Genomic DNA, 24,583 nt, shown 5'->3' with positions numbered 1-24,583 from the left:
TTTATTTTTTCTTTCTAATCCTCTATATCAACTCTAAAAACAACTGATATTTATTTTTTTGATATAAGAGATCAAAGGCGTATTAGTCTGTATTGCCAAAATACCCCAGAACCTGCTTCAACAATTACAGACATTGTATTGGTATCTGGGAATGTAACATCATAGGTAATAGCTCCAGGAACTGCTACGTTAGGAAGCTCTCCTTGATTATTTGCCTTAGCTAAACCTATATAAGCTCCGGTTCCTGTAATTGTTACTGTTCCAGCACTTTGATCATATGTATATGTAGCAGGATTTGATCCATCATGAGGTGCAACAGGAGTACCACAAGCATCGGATCCTCCTTGCCATCCTTCAATCCAAGATTCGCCATTTAATACATTACTAAAAGTACCATCTGCACTAAAAACATATAAATCATTATAATAACATGCTCTTTCTGCAACACAGGCATCATCACAAGCAAACCAACTTGTATCTCCTGGAGCTGGCCCAACTCCCAATGCTCCCGCTTCTGGTGCTAATTTCCATACTCCTTCTATTGGCGTGGAATACGTTTCTCTAATTAATCTATATTGCCAAAACACACCTGCTCCAGACTCTATAATGACACTGATTGTATTATTATCAATAAAGGAAATATTATAGGTAATTGAAGAGGGCACTGCTACATTAGGAAGTTCTCCTTGATTATTAGCCTTTGGCAAACCGATATAAGCGCCAGTTCCATTTACTGTTAAAGTACCAGCTGCCTGATCGTAAGTATAAGTCGCTACGTTGTTTCCATCATAAGGAGCTACAGGTGTTCCACATGCATCACTTCCACCTTGCCATCCCTCGATCCAAGTTTGATCACCAAGTACATTACTAAATGTCCCATCGGTGTCAAATACATACAAGTCATCATAATAACAAGCTCTTTCAGCAACACATGCATCATCACAAGCGAACCAACTTGTATCTCCTGGAGCAGGTCCAACACCTAAAGCCCCAGCTTCTGGTGCTAGTTTCCATACTCCCTCTATACTTGCTGTCATATTTGTTGTTAAGGTAACATCATCAAATAAGTATACAGAATCATCACCTGCTACTCCAAAATCGAAGAAAATCACCACCTTTTGATATTCATTATTGGTATCAATTGCACTAAAATCAAACTCTAATTCTTCCCACTCATTAGCAACGGTATTTATAACATCAACTTCATAACCAATACTAGCATCTGTTGCATTTTCAACTTTAAGTTTTACCGTAATTCCACTTTTAGGAGCAAATACTTTTACTCTAAATAATTTATTAGTAGAAAAATCTATTGGGTTTTCTAATTGCAAAAATGTTCCTGCCCATACTTCAGCTCCTGTTGGTTTCGTTAATTGTCCAACTCTGGCACTAGTATTAATATCCAATTGATTAGGATTATCTATAACCTGTGCAGTTGCATTTCCAAAACTTGTAAATCCGTAATTAATAGTAAATGATTCAAAATCTATTGGCAATGTTACCGGATCTGTAGCTGCTGTTATGGTTACTAGTTGTGTAGTTTCTGTTGTAGCTGCTCCTGCACCTCTGGCAACTACTCTTACGGTATAATCACCAGGGTTTTCATAGGTGTGTTCAACCGTTTCACCTGGCATTATTACTGTTGGTTCCTCATTTTCAACATCACCAAAATACACATCAAACAAAGTAGCAAAATCTGCGCTAGCACTCACTCTTACTATTGCAGGATTAACAGTATCCTGATCTAAGGTTACTACCAAATTTTCTGGTGCTCTGAAAGATACTACTACTACTTGCGAAAACTCACTAGTAAGTCCAGTTGCTCCAACAGCTACTACTCTAGCAGTATATGTTCCTTCTTGATAAATATGCTCAGCAGTGCTTCCTGGTGATATTACAGTAGCTTCTTCATTATCCGTATCACCAAAATATATTTCGAAAGAAGAAGCACTTGTAGCACTTGGTGTAATCGAAACCAATCCAGTATCGTCTTGTGTAATATCAAAAACTGCATTTACATTTGTAGGTGCTGATATTCCTTCAAATGCGTAAGAAATATCATCATCATTACATCCAACAAAAATAGATGCAAGTATCGTTAGTATTGGTATAAATTTTAATAATCTCATTTTCTTATCATTTTATTTTTTTAGTATCCTGGATTTTGTTCCCATCTATTTCCTGCTAATTGTATTTCTATCAATGGTATTGGAAAAACCTCATGTTTTCCAGTAACGAAACCATCAATTTCTGTAGCCGCGCGTCCTGTTCTTACCAAATCAAAAAAGTGATGCCCTTCTCCCACTAACTCAACTCTCCTTTCTTGATAGATAGCATCTGTTAACGAAGTTCCTGTAGCAGTTACACCCGCTAGTTGTGCTCTTGTCCTTACTCTATTCAAATAGGTTTGTGCAATACCATCGTTACTTGGAGATTTTCTGTTATGTGCTTCTGCTGCCATTAATAGAACATCTGCGAAACGAATAGCTCTATAGTTATTAGGATTGGTAAGATTAGCATCTCCTGTATTCAAATCTCCCTGACGTGCAATGTATTTTCTATTATAATATCCTGTATGCTCAAAACCTGTAGAAAAAGTAGCCCCTTGTGCTGCTGCCCAAGCATCAATATCCAGGATAGCAACATCTAACCTTATATCGCCAGCTTCGAAAGTATCCACAACTTCTTGAGTAGGTATATTAAAACTAAAACCAGAATCAAATAGTGGTCCTGAATAATTTCTAATTCCATTGAAACCAACTGCTACATTCCCTTCGCTACACTGCAAACAACCAAAACCTGCTCCTTCGACATCTGTATACTGAACTTCAAAAACGGATTCTATATTATTTTCACCTTCTTGTTCAAAAATAGTATCGTAATCATCTACTAAATCATATGGCCCAGCGATTACTAAGTCTAAAACATCTGCAGCTTCACTAAACTTATCCTGAAACAAATAGACTTTACCCAGTAATGCTCTTGCAGCACCTTGTGTTACTCTACCGATTTCTGATTGAACTGCTGGTAGATTTTCTGAAGCGAATAACAAATCTTCTTCTATAAGTACATATACATCTTCTTTTGGAGAGCGATCTATTTCAGTTTCTTCTCCAAATAGAATTCTTTTATCTATCGCAAGAGGAACATCTCCAAACCATTTCACCAATTCGAAATAATAATAAGCTCTTAGAAAACGGGTTTGTGCAATCACCTCTTCTTTTCCCGGAAAATCTGTTTTATCCTGAAACTCCATGATATAATTGGCTCTATTTACTCCAGCATACATCCAATTCCAAATATCTCTTAATTGTGCATTTACAGGAGTATGTATCATATCATCTATCTCCTGTATTCCTGGTACATCTGTAGCACTTTCTCCTCCCGCCAATGTATTATCGGATGCTATCTCACCTAACATGACATTTATGTAAGTAGACTGTAATAGATCATATGCTCCAATTAAAGCACTCTGATAGTCCTCTTCGCTGTTAAAAAAGTCTTCTGAATTCTCATCTTCTGAAGCTACATCCACAAAATCATCACTACATCCCATAAGAACAGATCCTATTAATACTAGGGACATGATTAATTGTTTGTGATACTTTATCTTTTTCATGTTTGACTAAAATTTAAGATTAACACCTAATAAATATGTTCTTGGTACTGGATAAAAACCTTGGTCTATTCCTCCACCGATAGGCGCACCGGAAGATGCTGCCGGATCATACCCTTGATATTCTGTAAATGTGTATAGGTTATTTATAGAAGCATATACTCTAAACTTATCGATACCTATAGGTTGCATATATTGATCAGAAAAAGTATATCCTAATTGTATATTTTGAATTCTTAGATAAGATCCATCTTCTACGTAAAAACTTGAGAATAAATTATTAGAATTGGCACCTGTTGTTACTCTAGGAAACTCATTAGTAGATCCTTCTCCAGTCCAACGATCTAAGAACCCTGTTCTTCTGTTCACTAAGGGCTGATTACGTTCATAATTTCTGATAATATCATTACCTAATGATGCGAATGCATATGCTGTAAAGTCAATATTCTTATATTCGAAACCAATATTTAATCCCATTGTTACATCTGGGATAGGATTTCCAATATCTGTTCTATCATCTGAATTAATTTCTCCATCACCATTTACATCTACATATCTAAGATCTCCTGGTGCTGCATTTGCCTGAGTCGCATGAGCATCTACTTCTGCTTGATTCTGAAAAACACCATCGGTTTGTAATCCGAAGAAATATCCTATAGGTTTACCAGCTTCCATTCTTGATGGAGGATCCTGTCCTACTCCAAATGAACCTCCTGCGATAAAACTATTATCACTATTTACGGCTATTACTTCATTATCAATTGTCGTTAAATTGAAACTTGCATTTAATTTGAAGTTTTCAGAAAAACGATCATTATAACTAATCAGGAATTCATATCCTTTATTTTCCACAATACCTGCATTAATGATAGGAGGAGCTGATCCAGGAGCAGCTACTCCTAAAATTCCTGAAACGGGTGCAACTACCAACAAATCTTCTGTACGCTTTTTGAAATAATCAAAGGTGATATCGATTTTATTATCCCAAAATCTGGTATCAAAACCAATATCTAATGTTTTTTGTTGTTCCCACTTAATTTCTGGGTTAGAAAGTTGTCCTATTGCAGTACCAAATAATAACTCATCGTTAATTACGTAAGCTCCTTCTCCATTTAATAAAGAAACAAATCCAAAATCTCCGATTCTATCATTTCCTATAACTCCATAACTTCCTCTAATTTTTAGAAAGTTTAACCAACTACTATCATTCAGAAAGGATTCATCAGATACCACCCATCCTACTGAAGCAGAAGGAAAATATCCGAACTTATTTTTGGGACCAAATTTTGTAGAACCATCCCTACGCAAAACGGCAGAGAATAAATACTTTCCTTTATATCCGTATTGTAATCTGGTAAAATATGATAAGAGTCTACTATCAAATTCATTTCCTCCATTCTGAAAATTATTTACCACATCAGAGGCCTGAGAAATATTAGCATTTGAATAAGAATTGTCTATAATATCAAAACCTGTGAAACTTGTAAAAGTTCCCGTTGTTTTAAAAACTGACATTCCTAATAATACCTTTACATCATGATCATCTGCAAATATCTTTTCGTACTTTAAAAAGTTATCCCAAGTAAAATCTCTAAAGAAATTTTTGAATTCCGTAACGTTACTTCTATCTACATTAAATACCTTTCCTGATCCATAAAATACTTCTGGAGAAAATACTTTTCCGTCTACCTCGGAATAATTAAACTGAAACTTCGATTCTGCTGTGAAATTATTTAGAAAATCATAACGAAGACCAAATGTAGCTCCTATTCTATTTACTTGTGTCTTATTGAATGTGTTTTCTATCTGAGCTACAGGATTAATAACTTCATTTCCTAAACCTTCCGCCAATGTAAAATCTCCATTCTCGTCTCTAACAGATAAAGTTGGAGCCATATTTAAGGCATTAAACAATACCGATCCCAATGTATTTTCTAATAAAGTTTTTCTATTTGTTTGTGTAAAAATCCCGGAAGTTGTGAACTTAAAGTTTTTGGCAAAATCTAAACTATAATTTAATCGTCCTGTAAAACGATCAAAATTAGCATCAGAACCACCTACAATCCCATCTTGTGATAAATAAGAAACTCCTCCCGCATATGTAGATTTTTTTCCTCCGCCAGATAGGTTAAAATTAATATTGGAAATCGCAGCGGTTCTAAAAATTTCATCTTGCCAATCAGTACCTTCTCCCAATGCTGTAAAGTTTGGAAAAGGTGGTGTACTTCCTCCAGCTGCAAATGCTTCGTTTATAATAACCCCATATTCTGTAGCATTTAGTACGGGTAATCTTCTAGTCGTTTCTTGAAAACCCGCATAAGAATCCAATTCAAACTTTAGATCTGTATTTTTATATCCTGACTTCGTTGTTATCAGAATAACACCATTTGCGGCTCGTACTCCATAAATACCTGCTGTAGCATCTTTAAGTACATTAATACTCTCTATATCATTTGGGTTTAAAACACTTAGATCCTCTATCACATTACCATCTACCAAAATCAAAGGTCTACTATCGCCATTCGTAGAAATTCCACGTATAGAAATGGTAGAACCACTTCCTGGAGAACTTGATTGTGTGGTAATATTTACACCTGCTACTTGTCCTTGCAACGCTTGCTCTACCCTAACAGGGTTTAACTCTTCTATCGTTTCAGAACCAACTACAGAAACCGCTCCTGTAATTTCTTTTTTAGTTTGAGAACCATATCCTATAACGATTACTTGTTCTAAAGATTGACTATCTTCTTGCATGGTTACATTAATCTCAGAATTCTGTCCTACCTTTATTTCTTGAGTTGTAAAACCGATATACGAAAAAACTAATGTGCTTCCGATGGAAACATTATTTAGTGTATAGTTTCCATTAAAATCAGTAACTGCTCCATTAGATGTGTTTTTCACAATTACGTTCACACCTGGCAATTCTAAACCAGTTGCATCTTTTACCTTCCCATTAACATTAATTTCTTGAGCACTTATAACTGTTGTCAAAAAAACAACAATTAAGAAATATGCAATTTTCATAAGCTTTTTTCTTTGAATTACTCAAATTTAGCCACGAATGTTAAGAAATCATTAATAAGAAGCCACAACAAAAAACATACAGTAAAGAAGTTTTTTTTAATAATATCTTATGAATTTATCATAAAACGCAGTAAAATCAATAGCTGTTAAGGGTTCGAAGACTTTTGAAAAAAGCGGAACAAAATCTAGTTTGTATACGTACTACAACGTTAGAGTATAGGTAATGTTGAGGTGATTTTTAAGGATGTTGTAGTCTTAAATTTCTAAGATGTAGTTTACCAAACTATCTGAATGCTCTAACTCCAACTTTTTTCTTAAACGATATCGTTTAATTTCGACACTTCGCACAGAAATATTTAATAATGGTGCAATTTCTTTAGATGATAAATTGAGCCTTAAATAGGTGCAAAACCTTAAATCATGAGGCGTTAAATTCGAATGTTTGGCTTTTAGTTTTTTTAGAAAATCTTTATCCACATTATTAAAGGCCTCTTCAAAATGTCTCCAATCGTCTTTATTGTTTAAATTTCTGTCAATAATACGCTCTACATTTTTTAAACCATTAGTCTCTTGATGTGATTTTTGAAGTTCTTTTTTAATCGTATTTAAGATTTCATTCTTTTTAATAATACTCATTGTCGAAGACGCCAACTCTCTATTTTTACTTTCAATATCCTGAGTTAACTTTTCATTATTCAATTTCATTATCTCTCTCTCATTCTCTAACTGTCTAAGCTCTAACTGTTTTTTATTTTCCTCTACCAGTTTCTCTTTCTGCTTAGTATAATATCGATTATAAGCTTTATTAATAGCAAACAAAGCAGCCAAAAACAGGATTGAATATAATATAATGGCAAATACCGAAAAATACCATGGTCTATCGATAGTAAACTCATAAATCATTTCTTCAGTAGTTACATCGTTACCAATTTTAGCTCTTACAACAAATTTGTATTCTCCAAAAGGCAAATTCTCAAAAACCTTACTAGTCTCTGTTGTCCATGCACTCCAATCCTCATAAAACCCTTCTAGTTTATATTGAAACTTCGAGATGAGATATTTATCATATTCTGGGATGGTATACGAAAAAGAAATTGTATTAAGGTTTGATCTAAAAATTGGATCTTCTTGAGAAATATCTACTTTTTCAAATTCGGTATCTTTTTGTTTTACTTCTACGTTCTCCAGAATAATAGTATGATTTTCTGAGTGAACTTTAGAAATATCTAGCACGATATACCCATCTGTAGTACCCAATAAGTAAGTATCATCCTTTAGATGCAACATATTCTCATAACCTATCATTTCCTTTCGCAAAGTATACGGTATTGGTATTTTTTTAGCATCCAAATTTTCTGAAAATTGACTTTGAAAAATGTAATTCAATTCATTTTCTGCAAAACTCCAAAGCCCTCCTTTATTATCTTTTACCAATCTCCCTACATTATCTTTTTGAACACCAAAAGCTTCATTAATTATGTTGGTTTTATTAAATTTTTGTTCCTTCTTATTGTAGTGAAAGACACCTTTGTCATGAACATAGAAAAAATCATCTTTGTAGGTTATTATTCTGGAGTTCTTTCCTTTTGGTGTTAGCGTATCTTTAGATACTGTTTGTATTCTAGTAAAGTTAGTATCAAGTGTTAATTGAAAAAGTCCCTTATATTCATGATTAATCCAAAACTTATCATCATAAAATTCTAAAAATCTAGCAGAATAATCAAAGCCTTCTATTTTATGTTTAAGTCCCCAGCTGTCATTCTTTTTTTCTAAAATACTAAGCCCCGTATAATGCCCCTGTAACAACCAATTTGGATGATTTGGCAAGGTTCTAAATATCCATGTCCCTCCTACTTCACTAATCAATTTAGAACTACCTTTATTTATAAGAAAAGTACCAGCGTCGTGTCCGCAAAATAATGTGTTATCATACGTAAAAAGATTCCAGACCTGCCCATTGGTTCCTTCTACAAATTTAAACTCTTCGGTTTCATCAAGTTTTTTATAAAACAAGCCTTGATTTGTTCCTAAGTATAAATGGCCGTCAAAAATGATCGTTGTATAAACAGTTCCTATTACTCCTTTATCGTCATAAAAACTTTGTACCGCTGATTTTATATTTAAACAATTAATCCCTTTATCTAAACCTAACCAAATGTTTCCTTCTACATCCTCAAAAGATGATAAAACTGTATTATTACTTAAGCCTTTGGCTTGATTAATTTGAAAAACAATCTCTCCTTTCGGATCAAAATACATTACTCCTTTAGAAATTGTTCCCAATACAAAACCTCCATCTTTAAGTATCGTACAACTATAAACTGTGGTATTCTCTAATAGATTATCCGACGGTATTTCCCATTTATTTATATTATCACCGGAAAGAGTAAAAAATCCTTTAGTAGCAGTAAGTAAAATGATTTCATTCTGATATTTTGAAATACTAACTATTTTATCGTTTATAATTTCGGGATTATCTATAACTAGTATTGGTTTCCCTTTAACTATCTTATAGATTCCGTGTGATACATCCTGATAATAAATACTTCCATTAACATTAAATATATTGGTAATAGTAAGATTAGCATCTATAAATGAAATTTCCTCTGTATTAGTATTATAAAGATAAATTCTGTTTAATGACTGAAATAAAATCCATTCATCCTGATTAATGATATGCCAAAATTGCTCATCCTCGATAAGTTTGTCCTGAAGTTTTTTTGTTAAAGAGGAATATTCTAGTTTGCCAAAGTTATTTTTTTTCCAGTATCCAAAATCCATATAGAAGCCCGTATAAATACGATCGCCTATTACTTTTACAGATCGCATTACGGTTTCATTTGGTGTAGAATACAATTCCCAATTGGCTCCATTATATTCTAACAGTCCTTTATTATTGGCTATATAAACATACTTATTAGCAGCCTGGGAAATTGACCAATTTTGAGTTTCTGCACCATAAACTTCGGGCAAATACACCTCTATTGGAGGTAACTCCTGACCAACTATAAAAGTCGGAAGTACATAAAATAGGATTAAAAATATGCTTTTTCTAATACTCAATTAATTAAAATAGATGTAAGTAGATATCACTATTAAACATATGACAGCTCCTACCACTTTGGTATATTTCCAAGGAGTAATATCTACTTCTTTCGTATACTGCTGTTCATACGCCTCTTCTCTAGGATACAATTTACCAATAATTAACATGATAATTATATTAACCACAAAAAGAATCGCCATCACATGTAAAAAATGAGGAAGTTCTTTATTTATAAAAACGAACTCATCTAAAAGTATATAAAGCACATATAATAGTACTCCAGAAACCAAACCAACTTTAGCAGCAATAGAAGGAACCTTCTTGGTAAGATATCCCACAACAATAATTGTTAAAATAGGAATACTATAACATCCATTTATTTTCTGGAGATACGTAAAGATACTTTCTGCTTGTGCTAAAAAAGGAGCAACTAACATTGCCAATATTGCTAAAACAACACCAAAACTTTTTCCTGCTTTTACCACTTGCTTTTCACTTGCATTTTTATTGAAATATTCTTTATAGATATCTATTCCAAAAAGTGTCACGGAACTATTTAAGGCGCTATTAAAAGAACTCAAGATCGCTCCAAATAATACTGCAGCAAAGAAACCAACTAAAGAAAGAGGCAATACTCGGCTAACTAACTTTGGATAAGCTTCATCTGCAGTAGTGAGCTCTCCTTTAAAAATATGAAAAGCGATTATTCCTGGTAATACCACAATAATTGGCCCTAGTATTTTTATAAAAGATCCTAATAATAGTCCTTTTTGCCCTTCTTTTAAATTTTTTGCTCCTAATGCTCTTTGTATAATAGCCTGATTAGTTCCCCAATAAAATAACTGAACTAACATCATTCCTGTAAAAATAGTTGCAAAAGGAATTGATGATTCATTTGAACCAACTGCATTAAATTTTTCTGGATGAGATGTCATAAGAACACTAATCCCTTCAGTAATACTTCCTTCTCCTATTTCTAGTAATCCAAAAACAGGAATCATAATACCCCCTATTAATAATCCAACTGCATTAATTGTATCCGAAACTGCCACTGCTTTTAGTCCTCCAAAAATTGCATAAATGGATCCTATAATTCCAATACCGAAAACACAAATCCAAATAGATGTATCTTTAGAAACCCCCAACATTTCTGGAACATTGAACATAGTGGTGATAGCAAGAGAACCTGTGTACAATACCACCGGTAAAAAAACCACAACATATCCTGACAAAAACAGTACAGAAGTAAAAGCTTTTGTAGTTGTATCATAACGTCTTTCTAAAAATTGCGGTACTGTAGTGATTCCACCTTTAAGATATCTTGGTAATAAAAAAATAGCAGTGATCACCATAGCAATAGCAGCTAAAGTCTCCCATGCCATTACCAAAATCCCTTCTGAATAAGAAGATCCATTTAAACCTACTATCTGTTCTGTAGACAGATTGGTTAATAATAATGACCCTGCAATGACAACAGCTGTTAAACTACGTCCACCTAAAAAATAACCATCCGAAGAAGTTTCGTCTGTTTTTCTTGTAGCTAAATAAGAAATGACCGCAACTAAAAGTGTGAAACCTACAAAAGAAATGATACCCATTTTATAATTTTAATGATTTGTTAACACCATAAAAATATCAGTTATCATTTAATACTATTAAAGATTATATTAAAAAAATACGAATGTATAGTTTTTGTATAGGTCTTTTTGCGAATAAACCAATGAAATACAAATTGTTATAAATTATGCTTTCTTGTAGTGTATTGTATATCTCCAATAAGAAAAAGCACCTAAAACTGCCCATGCTATAAAACTATAATACACTGCACTCGGAGTTACAACTTGATCTCCACTTGCATAGGAATGCAACCCTTTTAAATAGAAATTCACTCCAAAATAAGTCATCAAAATCGATCCTACGGCCAAAACTGACATTAAGTTAAAGAACCACCTACCTCTTAAACCAGGAACTAATCTCATATGTATTACAAAAGCATATACCATAATACTCACTAATGCCCATGTTTCTTTAGGATCCCATCCCCAGTAACGTCCCCAACTTTCATTTGCCCACATTCCACCTAAGAAATTACCGATGGTTAACATCACTAACCCTATGGTTAAAGCCATTTCATTGATAATAGTAATCTCTTTGATTGTTAGGTCCATTCTCTTTTTGTTTGACTTTGTGGTTAATACCATCAATAAAAGCGAGAGTATTCCTAGAATTGCTCCAACAAAGAATGGTCCATAACTAGCAACTATAATAGACACATGAATTAGTACCCAATACGAATCTAATACCGGTTGTAGGTTAGCGATCGCAGGATCTGTCCAGTTCTCGTGTGCAAAAAATAGTATAATTGCAGCTACGAAAGCGGTTGCAGCTACAGTAAGATTACTTTTCTTACCAAATGCCAATCCTAAAGCCATAGTAGCCCAGGCGACATATATCATGGATTCGTAAGCATCACTCCAAGGAGCATGACCTGAAACATACCATCTAATAATTAAACCAGAAGTGTGAATCATAAAAATAAGTACGGTAATTCCTGTAAAAACCTGTATTAAGAACTTTACGAACTTATTCTTGTGGAAAAATATTCCAAAAATGATGATTAAAATGAATAAGACACTTGTTAATCCATAATAGCGATATAAAGTTCTAAAAATATCGTATTTATTAAGAGCTATTTCCGCTTGTATCTTTTCGTCTTTTGGCATTACTTCGCTTCCAAACTTATTCTGGAATGATTTAATACTTTCTATATACTGTTCTGGTTTACTATAATCTCCAGTTTTTCTTGCTTCCTGTAACGACTGTATATAGATTGGAATGATCTGTTTAGTGTATACAGAATCCATCCCCGTAAACTTATACTCATTTAATTGAGGTACAGAAACCCACTTATTACCTTCGTCATTAGGTACAGGAAAAATTCTAAGAATACCGCCACCTAGCGCTTGATTTAATAAATAAAACTTATCATGGGTTTTCAAAAAGTCTTTTTCAAAACTACTCGGCGTACTTGTACTACTTGCTTCTTCTAAGTAAGGATCTAATTTATACGATCCATCTTGCTCTACCAAGTCAATTAGAGACACTCTTCTTTCTGATTTAGAAACTCCTAAAATCTTACGTATACTATCATTTTCTCTTTGAATCTCTATAATCGGAATACTATACCATATAAATGGATTCTCTAACATGGAAACAAATACTTGATCTGCTGTTAATCCTTCATACGTATCCTTTTTGCTAAGCTTTCGAAGTAACTCGGAAGAAAATGTATTTACAGGTTTCATTCTACCACGCTCATCCTGAATAACAATACTTCCAAATTTTGCAGCATGTTCCTTGCTTACAGCATTTGCTTTAATAATAGAATCAAGTTTCGCTTTACTCGGTAGCGTTTGCAAATGATTTACATGGTCTATTTGTTCTTGAGCAAAAGAAAAACTACTGGTCACCAATGCTAGTAGGATAGCTAAATTTTTCTTTTTAGACTTTACCTTATTCAACATCTTCTCAAGATCTTTAAATCTAGATCCTCTTGTAAATAAAATTAACATGAGCCCAAGATATAATAGCATATATCCAGCATAAGTAACCTTTGTTCCCCAATAATCATGATTTACAGATAACACCGTTCCTTTTTCATCAGGATCAAAAGACGCTTGAAAAAAACGATATCCTTTATGATCTAATACATGATTCATATAAATATCATAAGGCTCCGGAGTTTTATTTTCTTCTACAATATCAACCTTGCTCATAAATGACTTATATACCTTTTGAGTTCCTGGCTGTTTCTCAGCAATGAAATCATTAAGTTTTAAAGCAAAAGGTAGCTCCAATCGCTTCGATCCATAGCTGAAATACATATCCAAACCACCAAGAGAAACTTTTTGCATATCATTAGCATATCCTTTTCCTCCTAGCAATTTCACCTCTTTTGTTTCTCCCTTAGTAGTAACATCCAAAATTAACGCATCTTGTTGTCCTTTGTCTTTTACTTCGATAGGAACCACATCGTATATCCCTGTAATTACCGGATCAGGAATTACAAACTGCATTCCTGCTGTTTGATACAATGACCGTAACATTAAGGGCTGTAGACTATCTTTAACTACCAAACCTTGTTTTTGATCAGCCATTCTCAAAAATGAACCATCAAAAGGAGATTCTATATAATACTCATCGTCCTTATAAGTGATGTTAATAGCTCCTTTTGTAGGTACATTAAAAGCTACTAAAATATTGTGTATGTTAGAAACCTCCCCTTCTTTTAAGTAATGCTCATGTCTGCTTCCATCACCTGCTTCCACGATCTTTAGATAATTATCACCTTCTTCTGTTTCTACTAAGCCCATTTCTGCGCCAGTGATATAATCTTTATAGGTTATGGTAACAGGCTGCTTGTTATAATCGGTATTTATAACAAAATGGTTATTTGTTGCTTCTGTAAGTTCTAATTGCTCAGAAAGAGGTCTTCTTCTTGGCTCTCCATTTATTTCACCGTCCAAAAAAATAGTTAGGTAAGTTCTTTCTGAAAGAAATTCTGAAGTAGTTTCTCCCTCTCTTATAGGCATCACACCTTCATAACTAATATATCTTGTGATAAAAGCTCCTAAGAGAATTAAAATAAAAGAAAGGTGTAAAAGCAATGTTGCCCACTTCTCTTTCTTATATAATTGATAACGAACAATATTCCCGCAAAAATTAATCATAAAAAAGGCCATAATTGCTTCAAACCACCAAGTATTATATATCCAAATCCTTGCTGCTGTTGTTCCATAGCCATCCTCTAAAAATGTACCCACTGCCATAGCAACAGCGAAAATTATAAACAGAATTGCCATTAATCTTGTAGAAAATAAAATACTTGCTAATCTCTTTTGCATTGTAACTTTTTTAGCTCGGCAAATTTAATGTTTTTGAAAGGATAATTGTATACGATCACATTCCTATTTTGATCCTTTTAACAGAACTATAAAACTTGTCTAATTTTTGAAGTATCTTCCTTATTTTAGCCAAATGATTACAATAGTCCTTCTTGGTGCCGGAAACGTGGCTAAACATCTTTATGAAGCCTTTTTGCCGCTAAATTTAGTAAAAGTCATACAATGTTATAACCGAAAAGGAATACCTATTCACGAAAACCAAGAAGATGTTTTCGTAACGGATAATCTGCAGAATTTAAAAAAAGCGGATTTATATATATTAGCCATAAGTGATGATGCGATTGTAGAAGTTTCTGATCAACTTCCATTTCAAAATCGGTTAGTTGTTCATACTTCTGGTAGTGTTCCGATGAAATTTATGAACGATAAGAATGTAAGAGGTGTTTTCTATCCTTTACAAACATTTAGTGCCACAAAAGAGGTAGATTTCACCAGTATTCCATTTTGTATCGAATCTGAAGAAGAAAATAAGCTTATGCTATTAAAAAATGTAGCTTCTCAACTATCAAAAAAAGTTTATGAAATAAGTTCTGATCAGCGAAACACATTACATGTTGCTGCAGTTTTTGTAAATAATTTCACCAATTATCTATTTTCTTTGGGGAATGATATATGCAAAGAAAATGATGTTCCGTTTGAAATATTACATCCGCTAATTCAAGAGACTGCGAATAAAATAACAGAAATGAATCCGGATAATGCTCAAACAGGACCTGCGATACGCAATGATATACAGACCATTAACAGGCATTTAAAGCTCTTAAACAACGACTCTCAAAAACAATTATATACCGCGCTTACAGAAGCAATACAAATAAAATATGGAAAAAAGTTATAAAGAATATTTACAGCATATTACTACATTTATTTTCGATGTAGATGGTGTTCTCACCGATGGAAATGTTATCATCAATACAGAAGGGGAATTATTAAGAACAATGAACGTCAAAGATGGTTATGCATTAAAAGCTGCTGTACGTCAAGGGTTTAATTTATGTATAATTTCTGGAGGAAAAAATGAAGGGGTTAGAAAAAGACTGGAAGGATTAGAAATCACAGATATTTATTTAGGTGCTCACCATAAAATAGAGCAGCTAAAAGAGTATATGAACAGAAAAAACATCAAGTTAGAAAATGTATTATATATGGGTGATGATATTCCGGACCTACCTGTTATGGAAATGGTAGGACTACCCACATGTCCTCAGGACGCTGTAGCCGAAGTTAAAGAAATTTCGAAATACGTTTCTTTTAAAAAAGGAGGAAAAGGATGCGTTCGAGATGTTATCGAACAAGTCCTGAAAGTTCAAGGGAAATGGATCCAAAATTACAATGCAAAAGCTTAGCCAATAGAATTGAAATTAATAATATTTAGAACTGCTCAATAAGCAAGACTATCTATGATTTTAAATTAGCCAATAGCATGATGCGTTCTTTTCTGAACCATTGAACCATCGATAATTAAAAAATTTAAAGCTGTGAAATTAGTATTCGCTACTAACAATCTCAATAAATTAAAAGAGGTACAAAAACTATTACCAAGTCATATTACGTTAATAGGACTTTCAGAAATTGGATGTACCGAAGAAATTCCAGAAACCTCTGATACTATAGAAGGTAATGCCATCCAAAAGGCTACTTATGTAAAAAAGAACTACGGATATGATTGTTTTGCCGATGATACTGGTTTAGAAATAAAGGCACTAAATGGTGATCCTGGTGTTTACTCTGCGAGATATGCGGGAGCATCTAAAGATGCTGAAGCCAATATGAAGAAAGTGCTAGAAAATCTAAAAGATAAAGATAATCGTGAAGCACAATTTAAAACGGTAATTTCATTAGTCATTGGTGAAAATATGGATACATTTACTGGTATTTGTAGAGGAAGTATTATTTCTGAAAAAAAAGGAGCTCATGGTTTTGGGTATGACCCAATTTTTCAACCAGAAGGTTACGACCAAACTTTTGCTGAGCTAACCTTAAGCGAAAAGAATTTAATTAGTCACAGAGGAAAAGCGATCAAACAACTAGTAGAATTTTTAACTAATTAATCTGCTCCGGGAAACGCAAGCATATCCCCCATGCCAACAGTAAAAAGCCAATTCCCATAGATAGCATGTTCTATGGACACTAGTGTTGTGGATTTTGTTCTTTGATACGTAAATGCAAATAATAAACCACCAATAAACGTAAGTAATTGCACTAGAAAACTTCTTAGAAAAATATGCGCTAGTGAAAATAATATGGCGTTAATAAATATGAATAACCATTTGTTCTTTAATAACGCTTCGTACCTATCGTAAAAAAAGGTTCTATAGATAATTTCTTGTGGCCATACGGACAAAAACGTATAAATAAATAGAATCATTAACCATAATCCCGGTTTCTTTAGTAAAACCGAAAATAGTTTATCTGGTGCTATCCAAAATACATAGAGGCTTGTAACAATTATTATAATGGCTAACTTTATGATTGTTTCTTTCCAAAATGGCTTCCAATTAAGTTTATTCGGTTTCTTAAGCTTTAAAAGGCCTGATCTCCGAAGATGCAAAAGTATATAGATGAAACCGACAAGCGTGATTCCAACTTTTATCAAAATATGATAATCAAATAGAAAACTAATTGGTAGCAAAACAAATAAAAAAAGTAGCTCTAAACCTCTGGCTAAAGTAGATGACATTATTTCAATTTTATACTAATTTCAGCATAAAATTCGAAACAACTTATTTTTTAACAAATAAAAAAGCCTCTGGGCAAGAGGCTTTTTTGAAACAAATCAAATTTTGGGAAAATATTTAATTACTGAGGGTAATTAAAATTAGTATTCAACAATACTTTAACAACTAAATTTAATTTATATCAATCTTAAACAACACTTCAAATATACAGGATAAGTACATATAAACCTGAAAATAAACGATAAAAAACACTAAAAATGTCGATTAAGTGCTTTTTTATATCGATTAAGTGCGGTTTTCCAGTAAATTCGCTATACATTTAGTTTGTTTCCCAATCTTTAGAAAAACATGAAAAGAGTTTATGCATAAAAAAAAGCCTCATGGGGTACGAGGCTTATTGGCTATTGGGGCGAAATAAATTTGGGGCTAAAAAGGTAGTTCGATAGGTTCTGAAGAACCTTTTTATAATGGGGTAACATTAAAACTAATTCAATAAAAACTTTAATTATTTCACACTTCAAATTTACATGATACATCAATATTTAACCGATTATTACATATCAATATTTATTAAAACATCGATAAAAAACCGTTTTTATCGATGAAAGTAATTTTTAGTATCAAAAAATCAATTTATTCCTATAAAACTTAAAAAAGACTTACGCTCATTTAACTTTGAAATATGTGCAAAAAAAAGCCTCATTTCTGAGGCTTATAATTTTCAAATTTAACTTTAGGGGGGATTAAATTTGTTGGGGACAAAAAAACGTAACAATCAATTCCAATTTTTCTCTTTCGGTATATTTTAATAAATCAATTCTCTTATTTGATATTTCAAAGGTATTTTAAATACTCATTTATCAACGAAATGATGATTCAAATATAAAACAAAATATCGACAAAAAACAAATATAATCGATAAAAAACATAATTTATTTCGATAATGAATAGAAAAGTAATTTTTATCCTGAAACAAAAAGATTACGTTGCATAAAGTATATTAATATCGTAACATTACATTCTTAAATTTTGAATACAATTTATGGACAGTCAGCAAATCAATCCTACCAATCCCCAAAACGAAGAAATTATTGAAAATAAAGAATTGAATATTTGGGAAGCTTTAATTCCAATTATTGCTTTAGTAGGAATGTTATTCTACAATGTTTACTACGCTTTCGGCGATGATGCATTAAGTGGTAGTAATCAATTTATTTTACTTTTAGGAGCTGCTGTTGCAGCTATTGTTGGTTTCTTTAATAAAGTATCCTACAAACAGATGATGGAAGAAGTAGCTAGAAATGTAAAATCTACTACAGGTGCATTGCTTATTTTGTTAATGGTAGGATCTCTGGCTGGTACATGGCTCATTAGTGGTATTATACCAACAATGATTTATTATGGTCTACAAATTCTAAGTCCTAGTATATTTTTGGCAGCTTGTGTAGTTATATGTGCAATTATATCGATTGCTACGGGAAGTTCTTGGACTACTTCAGCAACCGTAGGAATCGCTTTAATCGGAATCGGTGATACCTTAGGAATCTCTTTAGGTATGACGGCTGGAGCTGTAATCTCGGGAGCGTATTTTGGTGATAAAATGTCTCCTTTATCCGACACAACTAACCTAGCTCCTGCAATGGCAGGTGGAGAATTATTTTCTCATATAAAATATATGACCTATACGACTGTTCCTACCGTTATTGTTACGCTTATCGTATTTATTATTATTGGTTTTACTTTAAACACTTCGGGAACACCAGAGATTGATCAACAATTGCTAGCGATAGATAGTGCTTTTACCATTTCGCCATGGTTATTTATTGTACCGATAATAGTAATTGGTTTAATCATCAAAAAAACACCACCTCTTATTGCTTTATTAGCAGGAACATTGTTGGGTGGAATAGCAGCTATTATCGCGCAACCAGAAATCGTTATGAATATCGCTGGTAGTGACACCTTGAGTTTTAATTCAGCTTATATTGGCGTTATGAAAGCGATGACAGTAGATACAGCTGTAGAAACTACTAGTAAAGAATTAAACGATTTATTTACTGCAGGAGGTATGTCGGGTATGCTCGGTACCATTTGGTTAATTGTTTGTGCTATGGTATTTGGAGGTGTTATGGATGCGATCGGAGCATTAGCAAGAATTAGCAAAGCACTATTAAGTTTATTCGATTCTGTATTTGGTCTTTTTGCCAGTACTGTAGCTAGTTGTTTAGCTTTAAACCTAACCGCCTCTGATCAATATTTGGCGATCGTGGTTCCTGGTAGAATGTATGCGCAGGCTTTTAAAGATAAAGGACTTGCTCCAGAAAATTTAAGTAGAACGCTCGAAGATTCAGGAACTGTAACCTCTGTACTAGTTCCTTGGAATACTTGTGGAGCATATCAAAGTGGTGTTTTAGGAGTACCAGTCGTTGATTATTTCTTTTTTGCCATATTTAATTGGCTGAGTCCTTTTACTACATTGCTTTTTGCTGCTTTTAGAATAAAGATAAAGCAATTAAACAGTTAGTTTTGTACTAGTAAAATCGTTTTTTTTTTGAGTACATGTACCCAAAAAACATAAGGTTGTTGAGTCTATTTTTGCCCGAAAAATTAACTCAAAAACTTTAAAATGATTTTTTTAAAACAACAAAAAAAGATTGCTAAATGCATTATTGGTTCAATACTTTTATCAAGTATTTTTGCCTCCTGTGAAAACGAAAACCTTCAGGATGATTTTTTAACTGAACAGCCTTCTAACAAAGTGCTTAGTAAAGAAAAAATCAATCATTTTATTTTAGAAACTACAGACCAACAACAAAAGTCTTTTGATTGGAATATGGCTACTGAAGAAGTGCTTTGGAGTGCTATAGTGCATTCTAATTACGAGGTTATGATTGGTTACAAAAAAGATGGATGGAATGATGATGAAACCAGAGACTATATGTTTAATTACAAGAAAAGTCTTGATGAAGATATCGTAGATATAAAAGACAATATGATTACTAATATATTGGAGTCTAACCAAACTTCAACGAAAACACTAAAAGAAGAAGCAATTATAGAAGAAGCAGACAATTTATTAAGTATAACTGCTAAAATTTCAGATTTTAAAACTCTAAAAACATTACTTTCCTCTCCTAATTTAAGATATCTAGAACCTATGTATGACATTTATTATAATAGTCATACAGAAGATTATAATGCTAAAGACAGTGGAGACTTGGGATGCGGAGAAGATAATCCAAGATATGATTTAAGAGTAAATTATGATTACATCAACTTACATCCAGGCGGAAAAATGGGTTGGAATTTTAAGTACCATAAAATTAAGGAAACTTGGGATTGGGGTGGAATTACCACCAAAGGAACCGGAAAAGGAATAGGAGTTGCCATTCTGGATACTGGATTAAGCCATAGACAAGAACAACTAATTGATGGTTTTTCTCAAGGAAATCAATACATGTTTAATGAAGGATTGGTTTCTAATCGAATCATTAGATTTTCCGACCAATATGGTTCTAATGGTTCTTACCGAATTGATGATTGTGGTCACGGAACCGCTTTATCTGGAGTAATAGCATCGCCAAGAGCGAAATATGGTATTCATGGAGTGGCTTACGGATGTAACTTGTACAACTATAGAGCTAATAGTGATGTATTTATAAACGGAACCAGAGATATTACTGCAGTAGCTAACTCTTTTATTTCTGCAGCAAATACTAGTAATGTACGAATTATTAGTATGAGTATGGGTTCTGTAAGCAGATCAAGCAGAATTGCAGATGCAATAGTATATGCGTATAGAAAAGGAAAATTAATATTCTCTGCCGCAGGAACCATAGAGCTAGGAAGCTTTGTTTCTGGTCAATATCCGAATCTTGCTAATATTGTATTTCCAGCAAACATGACCGAATATAACGGAGATGTAGTGTATGGAGTAACAGGAATAAGAACTAACTATACGGCTTGTACCAAATGTGTAAAAGGTAAAAATGTTGATTTTGCAGTAGTAATGGAACAATTAAATGGTACACAAGCGCTTGCCACTGGAAAAGGTGGATTATACACAACTACTATTGGAGGATCTTCTGTAGCTACAGCAACAATGGCTGGAATTGCTGCTTTAGTATGGGGTAAAAATACCACACTTCCTAGAGCTGATTTGGTTCTTGCATTAAAACAAAAATCAGACTACCCATTTAGAACTAATCCAATCTTTGGATATGGAAAAGTAAACACCTTAGAAGCATACAAATATTTTGATCTATTTGGTGGATTAGGTTTATAAACATTATAATATCAACTACCCTTTTGTATAATGATCACGAGGGTAGTTGATTCCTACTATACTATTGGTGTTGGTTTTTTATCATTATCGATGGCTACAAACTTAAATAATCCCGAAACTGCTATCTCTCGGTCATAACTATACATTTCTTCTTTATATATATCGACTTTTACCATACAACTCGTTCTTCCTACCTCCTGAACTTTAGCAACCAATTCGATAATGGTACCTTCTGGAATTGGTTTTTCAAAATCTATCTTACCGGTAGAAATGGTAACCACTTTTTTTCTACTAAAACGAGTAGCACAAATAAATGAAACCTCATCCATAAGCTGCAGCGCAGTTCCTCCGAATAATGTTTCATAATGATTTGTTGTATTTGGAAAAACAGCTTTGAAAATTCTTGTTTCAGATTTTTGAATCAATTCTTCAATAGTATTCATATAATAGTGATATAGTTTTTTCTTATTAGTTTAATCCATAAAGATACTTCTTATAGCTGTATCTTTGCAGCATATTTTTAAAATTCTAGAATGGAAATTATAGAAAGCTTACAATGGCGCTATGCGACAAAAAAATTTGATAATACTAGAATACTAGCAGAGGAAAAAGTCAATATACTTATCAAAGCATTTAATCTTACTGCTACCTCTTATGGATTACAACCTCTAAAACTGGTCGTATTAAAGAATAAAGAATTACAGAAAGAACTTACCGCACACTCGTGGAATCAACAACAAGTTGCAGATGCATCACATGTATTTGTTATCTGTATTGAAAAAACAGTTGGGGAAACGTATATCACCAAATACTTTGATCACGTAAAAGCTATAAGAAATACTCCTGAAGAAATATTAAAACCTTTTAGAGAACAACTTATAGACTCGTTTAAAACCAAGGAGGCAGATGAAATTGCTAATTGGGCAGCTAAGCAAGCCTATTTAGCTATGGGGAATCTATTAACAGTTTGCGCAACTGAAAAAATTGATGCCTGCCCTATGGAAGGTTTTCTTCCAGAAAAGTATGATGAAATTCTAGAATTATCAAAACGAGGACTTACTTCTGTCTTGGTCTTACCAGTAGGATATCGTGCTGAAGATGATATGTTTGCTACCTTAAAAAAAGTAAGACGTACGATAGACGAAACAGTAATTGTTTTATAACCATATCCTTGGCAGGATATTTGGTATATGAAAATTATTATAATTTTGTTGTATCTAAAACTTTATAAAAATGAAAAAGATCATATCGTTTTTAATATTCATTTTTGTGATATCATCATATAGTCAGGAATCAAAATTAAACTGGTTAACCGATTTCGAAACCGCAAAGGAAGTATCAAAAGAATCCAAGAAACCTATATTAATGTATTTTACTGGTAGTGATTGGTGTGCTCCTTGCATTATGTTAGAGCAAGACTTCTTTTCTACCGAAAAGTTTAACAGACAATCACAATCCGTGGTTTTACTTAAAGTAGATATTCCCAGAAGAATGGATATTCTAACGGAAAACCAATTAAAAGCAAATAAAAAATTAGTAAAACTCTATAATAAGGAAGGTGGTTTTCCTAATATTATTGCGATGAATCATAAAGGTAAAGTAATTGACACAGAGGGTTCTTACAGTGCTTCGCTTAGAGATCCTAGTAGATACTTTGCTTTTGTTTCTAAGATTATCGATAATTACTAGTCAAAAAGATAAGATATCCTTTATATTTTCAAAACTCTTTTCGGTATTTTTGCCGAAAAGAGTTTTTAATTTTAAGACTATACCTATGCCAGGATTTGAGCTATTTGGAACTGAAGAACAAAAGGAAGTGCAAGATGTATTAGACAATGGAGTTTTAATGCGATATGGTTTTGATGGAAATAGAAATGGACACTATAAAGCGCTAGAACTAGAAAAAGATCTTGCCAAAAGAATGCAATCAAAATATGCTCAAGTAGTATCTAGCGGAACAGCTGCATTAACAGTAGCTTTAGCTTCTGCAGGTATTGGTTCTGGTGATGAAGTAATCATGCCTACTTTTACATTTGTAGCAAGTTTCGAAGCCATATTATCCGTTGGCGCTACTCCTATCCTATGTGATATAGATGATACTTTAACTTTAGATCCAGAAGCCGTCAAAGCTGCAATCACAGACAAAACTAAGGTAGTTATGCCTGTACATATGTGTGGTTCCATGGCTGACTTGAAAAAATTAAAAACCATTTGTGATGAGCATAATTTGATTCTATTAGAAGACGCATGTCAAGCTATCGGTGGAACATACGATAATAAACCACTGGGAAGTTATGGAGATTTAGGATGTTTTTCCTTTGATTATGTAAAGACGGTAACCTGCGGAGAAGGTGGTGGTTTGATCACAAACTCCAAACAATATGCAGATCATGCTCATAAATATCAAGATCATGGACATGATCATGTAGGAAACAATCGTGGAGCAGAAACACACCCTTTTCTTGGATATAACTACAGACTTTCAGAGCTTAATGCTGCAGTGGGAATTGCTCAATTAAGAAAACTGGATAGTACATTAACACTGCAAGAGAAAAACTATACCATACTTCGGAATGCTTTATCGGATATTCCAGAAGTTACATTTAGAAGAGTTCCTGAAACAGGAGTTGAAAGTTATGCTTTTCTAAATATCTTTTTACCTACTGAAAAACTGGCTAAAAAGGCGCATACTGCATTTGGAGAACATGGAGTAGATGTTTGTTTTTATTGGTATGATAACAATTGGCATTACTATAGAAAATGGGAACATCTTCTAGAACCTACTTCATTAAACAAGCTTTCTGAAGAACAGTTAGCAGGTTTACAAAAAAACAATAAATCTTTTGATGCTAGTGATGCTTGGATGGGTAGAACAATTTCTTGTCTAATTAAAGTAGGTTGGACAGAACAAGAAGTAAAAGAAAGAGCTTCAAAAATGATTGAAGCTCTAAAAAGTATTTTATAGTT

General features: G+C 33.2%; 16 protein-coding genes. 8 read left to right on the top strand and 8 right to left on the bottom strand.

Features of this window, described 5'->3' with window-relative positions; all coding sequences use genetic code 11:
* Nucleotides 1-71 precede the first annotated feature (71 nt).
* From Q1A73_RS00630 to ccsA, 6 genes are all read right to left on the bottom strand, one after another.
* Nucleotides 72-2,129: a PKD domain-containing protein gene (locus Q1A73_RS00630; RefSeq protein WP_299600363.1), complete on the bottom strand. Its 2,058-nt coding sequence runs from the start codon at nucleotides 2,127-2,129 to the stop codon at nucleotides 72-74.
* Nucleotides 2,130-2,149: 20 nt separating this feature from the next.
* A complete protein-coding gene (locus Q1A73_RS00625; RefSeq protein WP_299600361.1) occupies nucleotides 2,150-3,586 on the bottom strand; it encodes a RagB/SusD family nutrient uptake outer membrane protein in 1,437 nt (478 codons plus the stop codon).
* Nucleotides 3,587-3,625: 39 nt separating this feature from the next.
* Nucleotides 3,626-6,643, bottom strand: coding sequence for a TonB-dependent receptor (locus tag Q1A73_RS00620; RefSeq protein ID WP_299600358.1), 3,018 nt, complete (start codon nucleotides 6,641-6,643; stop codon nucleotides 3,626-3,628).
* A 255-nt stretch (nucleotides 6,644-6,898) separates the two neighbouring features.
* Complete coding sequence (locus Q1A73_RS00615) at nucleotides 6,899-9,706, bottom strand: LuxR family transcriptional regulator (protein WP_299600355.1); 2,808 nt, start codon at nucleotides 9,704-9,706, stop codon at nucleotides 6,899-6,901.
* Nucleotides 9,707-11,287: a solute:sodium symporter family transporter gene (locus tag Q1A73_RS00610; RefSeq protein ID WP_299600352.1), complete on the bottom strand. Its 1,581-nt coding sequence runs from the start codon at nucleotides 11,285-11,287 to the stop codon at nucleotides 9,707-9,709.
* A gap of 144 nt (nucleotides 11,288-11,431) precedes the next feature.
* The gene (gene ccsA, locus Q1A73_RS00605) at nucleotides 11,432-14,593 is read right to left on the bottom strand and encodes a cytochrome c biogenesis protein CcsA (RefSeq protein ID WP_299600349.1); all 3,162 of its coding nucleotides are present in this window, start codon (nucleotides 14,591-14,593) and stop codon (nucleotides 11,432-11,434) included.
* Between the two features lie 133 nt (nucleotides 14,594-14,726).
* Between ccsA and Q1A73_RS00600 the strand changes: the two genes are divergently transcribed.
* The 3 genes from Q1A73_RS00600 to Q1A73_RS00590 all read left to right on the top strand — a co-directional run bounded on the left by Q1A73_RS00600 (nucleotide 14,727) and on the right by Q1A73_RS00590 (nucleotide 16,704).
* Nucleotides 14,727-15,491, top strand: coding sequence for a DUF2520 domain-containing protein (locus tag Q1A73_RS00600; RefSeq protein ID WP_299600346.1), 765 nt, complete (start codon nucleotides 14,727-14,729; stop codon nucleotides 15,489-15,491).
* On the top strand, nucleotides 15,475-15,999 hold the full coding sequence (locus tag Q1A73_RS00595) for an HAD family hydrolase (protein ID WP_299600343.1): 525 nt from the start codon (nucleotides 15,475-15,477) through the stop codon (nucleotides 15,997-15,999). The genes Q1A73_RS00600 and Q1A73_RS00595 overlap by 17 nt, the downstream gene beginning before the upstream one ends.
* Nucleotides 16,000-16,131: 132 nt before the next feature.
* Nucleotides 16,132-16,704: a non-canonical purine NTP diphosphatase gene (locus Q1A73_RS00590; protein ID WP_299600341.1), complete on the top strand. Its 573-nt coding sequence runs from the start codon at nucleotides 16,132-16,134 to the stop codon at nucleotides 16,702-16,704.
* On the opposite strand, the gene Q1A73_RS00585 is transcribed toward Q1A73_RS00590, so the two are convergent.
* Complete coding sequence (locus tag Q1A73_RS00585) at nucleotides 16,701-17,333, bottom strand: CPBP family intramembrane glutamic endopeptidase (protein WP_299600339.1); 633 nt, start codon at nucleotides 17,331-17,333, stop codon at nucleotides 16,701-16,703. The genes Q1A73_RS00590 and Q1A73_RS00585 overlap by 4 nt on opposite strands.
* A gap of 1,040 nt (nucleotides 17,334-18,373) precedes the next feature.
* On the opposite strand from Q1A73_RS00585, the gene nhaC reads away from it, so the two are divergent.
* Both nhaC and Q1A73_RS00575 read left to right on the top strand, forming a co-directional pair.
* Nucleotides 18,374-19,855: a Na+/H+ antiporter NhaC gene (nhaC, locus tag Q1A73_RS00580; protein WP_299600337.1), complete on the top strand. Its 1,482-nt coding sequence runs from the start codon at nucleotides 18,374-18,376 to the stop codon at nucleotides 19,853-19,855.
* A 102-nt stretch (nucleotides 19,856-19,957) separates the two neighbouring features.
* On the top strand, nucleotides 19,958-21,616 hold the full coding sequence (locus tag Q1A73_RS00575) for a S8/S53 family peptidase (RefSeq protein ID WP_299600335.1): 1,659 nt from the start codon (nucleotides 19,958-19,960) through the stop codon (nucleotides 21,614-21,616).
* A 56-nt stretch (nucleotides 21,617-21,672) separates the two neighbouring features.
* Here the strand turns inward: Q1A73_RS00575 and Q1A73_RS00570 are convergent, their stop codons facing one another.
* Nucleotides 21,673-22,059, bottom strand: coding sequence for an acyl-CoA thioesterase (locus tag Q1A73_RS00570; protein ID WP_299600333.1), 387 nt, complete (start codon nucleotides 22,057-22,059; stop codon nucleotides 21,673-21,675).
* 90 nt (nucleotides 22,060-22,149) lie between these two features.
* On the opposite strand from Q1A73_RS00570, the gene Q1A73_RS00565 reads away from it, so the two are divergent.
* From Q1A73_RS00565 to Q1A73_RS00555, 3 genes are all read left to right on the top strand, one after another.
* Nucleotides 22,150-22,779 carry an NAD(P)H-dependent oxidoreductase gene (locus Q1A73_RS00565; protein WP_299600331.1) on the top strand — a complete coding sequence of 210 codons (630 nt, stop codon included), beginning with the start codon at nucleotides 22,150-22,152 and terminating at the stop codon, nucleotides 22,777-22,779.
* A gap of 70 nt (nucleotides 22,780-22,849) precedes the next feature.
* A complete protein-coding gene (locus Q1A73_RS00560) occupies nucleotides 22,850-23,305 on the top strand; it encodes a thioredoxin family protein (protein WP_299600329.1) in 456 nt (151 codons plus the stop codon).
* A gap of 85 nt (nucleotides 23,306-23,390) precedes the next feature.
* The gene (locus tag Q1A73_RS00555; RefSeq protein ID WP_299600327.1) at nucleotides 23,391-24,581 is read left to right on the top strand and encodes a DegT/DnrJ/EryC1/StrS family aminotransferase; all 1,191 of its coding nucleotides are present in this window, start codon (nucleotides 23,391-23,393) and stop codon (nucleotides 24,579-24,581) included.
* The last annotated feature ends 2 nt before the right edge of the window (nucleotides 24,582-24,583 follow it).

Origin of the sequence: uncultured Aquimarina sp., assembly GCF_947492115.1 — a bacterium.
In the GTDB taxonomy this organism is placed as follows: domain Bacteria; phylum Bacteroidota; class Bacteroidia; order Flavobacteriales; family Flavobacteriaceae; genus Aquimarina.
The sequence above is the reverse complement of the archived record's forward strand: the minus strand, read 5'-3'. Positions and strand labels throughout refer to the sequence as shown.

What these genes read in the sequence shown, in the direction of transcription:
- nhaC (WP_299600337.1), top strand. Translation starts at nt 18,374, where the DNA reads ATGGACAGTCAGCAAATCAATCCTACCAATCCCCAAAACGAAGAAATT.
- Q1A73_RS00565 (WP_299600331.1), top strand. Translation starts at nt 22,150, where the DNA reads ATGGAAATTATAGAAAGCTTACAATGGCGCTATGCGACAAAAAAATTT.
- Q1A73_RS00585 (WP_299600339.1), bottom strand. Translation starts at nt 17,333, where the DNA reads ATGTCATCTACTTTAGCCAGAGGTTTAGAGCTACTTTTTTTATTTGTT.
- Q1A73_RS00625 (WP_299600361.1), bottom strand. Translation starts at nt 3,586, where the DNA reads ATGTCCCTAGTATTAATAGGATCTGTTCTTATGGGATGTAGTGATGAT.
- Q1A73_RS00555 (WP_299600327.1), top strand. Translation starts at nt 23,391, where the DNA reads ATGCCAGGATTTGAGCTATTTGGAACTGAAGAACAAAAGGAAGTGCAA.
- Q1A73_RS00610 (WP_299600352.1), bottom strand. Translation starts at nt 11,287, where the DNA reads ATGGGTATCATTTCTTTTGTAGGTTTCACACTTTTAGTTGCGGTCATT.
- ccsA (WP_299600349.1), bottom strand. Translation starts at nt 14,593, where the DNA reads ATGCAAAAGAGATTAGCAAGTATTTTATTTTCTACAAGATTAATGGCA.
- Q1A73_RS00570 (WP_299600333.1), bottom strand. Translation starts at nt 22,059, where the DNA reads ATGAATACTATTGAAGAATTGATTCAAAAATCTGAAACAAGAATTTTC.
- Q1A73_RS00575 (WP_299600335.1), top strand. Translation starts at nt 19,958, where the DNA reads ATGATTTTTTTAAAACAACAAAAAAAGATTGCTAAATGCATTATTGGT.
- Q1A73_RS00600 (WP_299600346.1), top strand. Translation starts at nt 14,727, where the DNA reads ATGATTACAATAGTCCTTCTTGGTGCCGGAAACGTGGCTAAACATCTT.
- Q1A73_RS00595 (WP_299600343.1), top strand. Translation starts at nt 15,475, where the DNA reads ATGGAAAAAAGTTATAAAGAATATTTACAGCATATTACTACATTTATT.
- Q1A73_RS00620 (WP_299600358.1), bottom strand. Translation starts at nt 6,643, where the DNA reads ATGAAAATTGCATATTTCTTAATTGTTGTTTTTTTGACAACAGTTATA.
- Q1A73_RS00560 (WP_299600329.1), top strand. Translation starts at nt 22,850, where the DNA reads ATGAAAAAGATCATATCGTTTTTAATATTCATTTTTGTGATATCATCA.
- Q1A73_RS00630 (WP_299600363.1), bottom strand. Translation starts at nt 2,129, where the DNA reads ATGAGATTATTAAAATTTATACCAATACTAACGATACTTGCATCTATT.